Here is a 3,104-nt window from a genome sequence, read left to right as displayed (position 1 = left end):
CTGTGCAGGGAGCGAGTCATGGCCAACCAGCAAAGGGCAGTGCGGGCCAGCGTTCATGGCAGGGTGCAAGGCGTCAGCTACAGGGTCTGGACGCGGAGCGAAGCCGTGCGGCTCGGGCTCACCGGCTGGGTGCGCAACGAGAGCGACGGCACGGTGACGGCCATGCTCGCGGGAACCGACGCTGCCGTTTCGACAATGATCGACCGTTTGTGGCAAGGGCCAAGGGGTGCCGTGGTCTTGAAGGTCGAGATCGAGCAAATGGAACCGCACAGCCCACCCGTTGACTTCCGGATAATCGCCTAGTCGCCCCTTGAATTAATTGAACGTTTGTTTTATTAATAGAGTAAGGAGCGACCATGGCGCGGACGACGGGTTCCGACGGGGAAAAGACCGAAGCGGCCGTCCGCGAGGCGGCGGTGAGCCTAATCGCGCGCCTCGGCTACGAGGCGATGTCGATGCGTCTGCTGGCGGCGGAAGTCGGCGTGCAGGCCGCCGCGCTCTATCGCTATTTCCCAACCAAGGAAGACCTGCTGTTCACGCTGATGCGCGAGCATATGGAAGGGCTGCTGCAGGCCTGGGAAGCGGCGCGTCCGGCCGGCGCCGATCCGGTTGCGCGGCTCGCCGCCTATGTCGAAAACCATATCGCCTTTCATATCGAGCGCCGCCACGCCACGCATGTCTCGAACATGGAGCTGCGCAGCCTTTCGCACGACCGGCTGACGCTGATCCTCAAGCAGCGCTCGGCCTATGAGAAGGAACTTCGCGCCATCCTGCGCGACGGCGCGGAGGACGGCGTCTTTGCGATCGACGACATCGGGCTCACCGCCATGGCGCTGATCCAGATGATGACCGGCGTCATCGTCTGGTTCCGGCCGGGCGAGCGGCTGTCGATCGGCGAAGTCACCACGTCATATCTTTCGATGACAATGCGCCTGGTCGGCGCGACAATCCGCCAAGGGCGCGCCAGGGACGTCGTGGCGCTCTGAGTTTCGCGCATGATCCCCCGCGAAGATCGGGGCATACGCAGGGAGGAACGGCATGTACACGAACACGCTGAGCTTCGGGCTCGATCCGGACATCGAGGCGCTGCGCGACCTTGTGCGGCGTTTCGCGCAGGAGAAGATCGCGCCGATCGCGGCCGAGATCGACCGCGCCAACGAATTCCCGGCGCATCTGTGGGCGGAGCTCGGCGCGCTCGGCCTGCTTGGCATCACCGCTGATCCGGAATTCGGGGGCAGCGGTATGGGCTATCTCGCCCATGTCGTGGCGGTAGAGGAGATCTCGCGCGCCTCGGCCTCGGTCGGCTTGTCCTACGGGGCGCACTCCAATCTCTGCGTCAACCAGATCAACCGCTGGGCAACGTCGTCGCAGAAGGAGAAATACCTCCCTGCCCTCTGCTCTGGCGAGAAGGTCGGCGCGCTGGCGATGTCGGAATCGGGCGCCGGCTCCGATGTGGTGTCGCTGCGACTGCGCGCCGAGAAACGCAACGACCGCTATGTGCTCAACGGTTCCAAGATGTGGATCACCAACGGTCCCGACGCCGGGACGCTGGTGGTCTATGCCAAGACCGACCCGGATCGCCATTCGCGCGGCATCACCGCCTTCATCATCGAGAAGGATTTCGCCGGCTTCTCGGTGGCGCAGAAGCTAGACAAGCTCGGCATGCGCGGCTCCAACACCGGGGAACTGGTGTTCGAGAATGTCGAGGTGCCGTTCGAGAACGTGCTGCACGAGGAAGGGCGTGGTGTCGAGGTCTTGATGTCGGGTCTCGACTATGAGCGCGCGGTGCTGGCCGGCGGTCCGATCGGGCTGATGGCGGCGTGCCTCGACGTGGCGATCCCCTATGTGCATGAGCGCAAGCAGTTCGGCCAGCCGATCGGCACGTTCCAGCTGGTGCAGGGCAAGCTCGCCGACATGTACGCGACGATGAATGCCGCGCGCGCCTATGTCTACGCGGTCGCCGCCGCCTGCGATCGTGGCGAGACCACGCGCAAGGACGCCGCCGGCTGCGTGCTGTTCGCGGCCGAGAAGGCAACGCAGATGGCGCTCGACGCTATCCAGCTGCTCGGCGGCAATGGCTACATCAACGACTATCCGACCGGCCGGCTTCTACGAGACGCCAAGCTCTACGAGATCGGCGCTGGCACCAGCGAGATCCGCCGCTGGCTGATCGGGCGCGAGATCATGGCGGAGGGAGTTTGATGTCCCCCTCCGCCAACTCAGCCGAACGCCTTGGGCAGGTCGTCGGTTGGCTTGGCGACGATCTGGTGCGCGTCGCGCCACAGAACCTCGCACTGGCGCGCCGACGTTATCGACCGCACCGGCAAGCCGCCCTCCTCGATCAGCCAGGCACAATAGCGCGCGCGGCTGATCGCCTCCCTGGCATCCGGGTGAAACCAGCAGACGCCCCAGATCGAGTTCCGGCGCTTGAAATGCCGGCCAACCCGGCCAGGAATGGGCAGATGCCGATTGAACCAGTCGAACTGATCCTCCAGTTCGTCATGGATCCAGTCCGGGCAGCCGTTCCGGTACAGATACCAGGACGCATGGAAAAAGCCGGTCTCCACCCGGCTCTTCGGATGGATCAGCGGCGTTACAAACCGCAAATACATTGTGACACCCACAGCGCTTGCAGGCGCCGTGTTCCTCTTGCTCAAAATCGGGACGTGGAAAGCCGCCCTTCGGCGGCGTCAGGCCATGGCCGAAGGGAGACATCTGGTGAAACGCATATCGATGCCTTTCATCGTCGCCTCCTGAGGGTGTCACTAGTAAAAAGGATGCCATGCCTGGCGCGCGGCATCCGGGCGCGGGCTGTTACACTGGTTCCGTCGCGGCATCAAGAGGGGTGAGAGGAACAACGTGGCCACATTGCAATCCCAAATCTCCCCAGCCTCCGACACGTTCCGCGCCAACGCCGAGCGCATGCGCGCCCTCGTCGCCGACATTTCCGAGAAGGCTGCAAGCATCGAACGCGGCGGCTCTGACGAAGCGCGCGAGCGCCATGTCGGGCGCGGCAAGCTCCTGCCTCGCGAGCGCCTTGCGCAGTTGCTAGACATCGGCTCGCCCTTCCTCGAGATCGGCCAGTTCGCGGCATGGTCGATGTA

4 protein-coding genes and 1 pseudogene are annotated in these 3,104 nt (G+C 64.3%); 4 read left to right on the top strand and 1 reads right to left on the bottom strand.

Features of this window, described 5'->3' with window-relative positions; all coding sequences use genetic code 11:
* Positions 1–18: 18 nt before the first annotated feature.
* The 3 genes from EN742_RS29760 to EN742_RS29750 are packed head-to-tail and all read left to right on the top strand — an operon-like array spanning position 19 to position 2,202.
* A complete protein-coding gene (locus EN742_RS29760; protein ID WP_127407597.1) occupies positions 19–303 on the top strand; it encodes an acylphosphatase in 285 nt (94 codons plus the stop codon).
* Positions 304–356: 53 nt separating this feature from the next.
* The gene (locus tag EN742_RS29755) at positions 357–986 is read left to right on the top strand and encodes a TetR/AcrR family transcriptional regulator (protein ID WP_127406919.1); all 630 of its coding nucleotides are present in this window, start codon (positions 357–359) and stop codon (positions 984–986) included.
* 52 nt (positions 987–1,038) lie between these two features.
* Positions 1,039–2,202, top strand: coding sequence for an isovaleryl-CoA dehydrogenase (locus tag EN742_RS29750; protein WP_126055737.1), 1,164 nt, complete (start codon positions 1,039–1,041; stop codon positions 2,200–2,202).
* A gap of 17 nt (positions 2,203–2,219) precedes the next feature.
* Here the strand turns inward: EN742_RS29750 and EN742_RS29745 are convergent, their stop codons facing one another.
* On the bottom strand, positions 2,220–2,612 hold the full coding sequence (locus EN742_RS29745) for a hypothetical protein (protein ID WP_127399913.1): 393 nt from the start codon (positions 2,610–2,612) through the stop codon (positions 2,220–2,222).
* A 247-nt stretch (positions 2,613–2,859) separates the two neighbouring features.
* Here EN742_RS29745 and EN742_RS29740 point away from each other — a divergent pair.
* Positions 2,860–3,104, top strand: a pseudogene (locus EN742_RS29740) (methylcrotonoyl-CoA carboxylase); the annotation flags it as partial.

The organism is Mesorhizobium sp. M4A.F.Ca.ET.020.02.1.1 (assembly GCF_004022645.1).
Taxonomy (GTDB): Bacteria; Pseudomonadota; Alphaproteobacteria; order Rhizobiales; family Rhizobiaceae; genus Mesorhizobium.
This window is presented reverse-complemented; position numbering and strand designations above follow the sequence as displayed.